General features: G+C 32.8%; 1 pseudogene. It reads left to right on the forward strand.

The features are described from left to right. A pseudogene (locus tag GMD4S_RS12120) lies at window positions 1-1425 on the forward strand (serine protease); the annotation flags it as partial.

The following is a 1425-nucleotide window of genomic DNA, read 5'->3' on the forward strand; positions in this document are numbered from 1 at the left end:
CAAACCAAACAATTTAACGGACATGGAATCTGGTAAAATCTATTCTGATTCAGAAAAACAACAATATCTGTTAAAGGATAACATCATTCTAAGAAAAGGCTATGCACTAAAAGTGACTACCTATAATCCTGGGAAAACGGATATGTTAGAAGGGAATGGAGTCTATAGCAAGGAAGATATAGCAAAAATCCAAAAGGCCAATCCTAATCTAAGAGTCTTATCAGAAACAACAATTTATGCTGATAGTAGAAATGTTGAAGATGGAAGAAGTACTCAATCAGTATTAATGTCGGCTTTGGACGGCTTTAACATTGTAAGATATCAAGTGTTTACATTTAAAATGAATGATAAAGGGGAGGCAATCGATAAAGATGGAAATCTTGTGACAGATCCTTCTAAACTGGTATTATTTGGTAAGGATGGTAAAGAGTACACTGGAGAAGATAAGTCCAACGTCGAAGCTATAAAAGAAGATGGCTCTACGTTATTTATTGATACCAAATCAGTAAATCTTTCAATGGACAAGAACTACTTTAATCCATCTAAATCTAATAAAATTTATGTACGAAATCCAGAATTCTATTTAAGAGGTAAGATTTCTGATAAGGGTGGTTTTAACTGGGAGTTGAGAGTTAATGAATCAGTTGTAGATAATTATTTAATCTACGGAGATTTACACATTGATAACACTAGAGATTTTAACATTAAGCTTAATGTTAAAGACGGCGACATCATGGACTGGGGAATGAAAGACTATAAAGCAAACGGATTTCCAGATAAGGTAACAGATATGGATGGAAATGTTTATCTTCAAACTGGCTATAGCGATTTGAATGCGAAAGCGGTTGGAGTACACTATCAATTTTTATATGATAATGTCAAACCTGAAGTAAGCATTGATCCTAAGGGAAATACTAGTATCGAATATGCTAATGGAAAATCTGTAGTCTTTAACATCAATGATAAAAGAAATAATGGATTCGATGGTGAGATTCAAGAACAACATATTTATGTAAATGGAAAAGAATACAAATCATTTGATGATATCAAACAACTAACAGATAAGACACTAAACATTAAGATTGTTGTAAAAGATTTCGCAAGAAATACAACCGTAAAAGAATTCATTTTAAACAAAGATACGGGAGAGGTAAGTGAACTAAAACCTCATAGGGTAACTGTGACCATTCAAAATGGAAAAGAAATGAGTTCAACGATAGTGTCGGAAGAAGATTTTATGTTACCTGTCTATATGGGTGAATTAGAAAAAGGATACCAATTTGATGGTTGGGAAATTTCTGGTTTCGAAGGGAAAAAAGACGCCGGCTATGTTCTTAATCTATCAAAAGATACCTTTATAAAACCTGTATTCAAGAAAATAGAGGAGAAAAAGGAGGAGGAAAATAAACCTACTTTTGATGTATC

Source organism: Streptococcus sp. GMD4S (genome assembly GCF_000296955.1).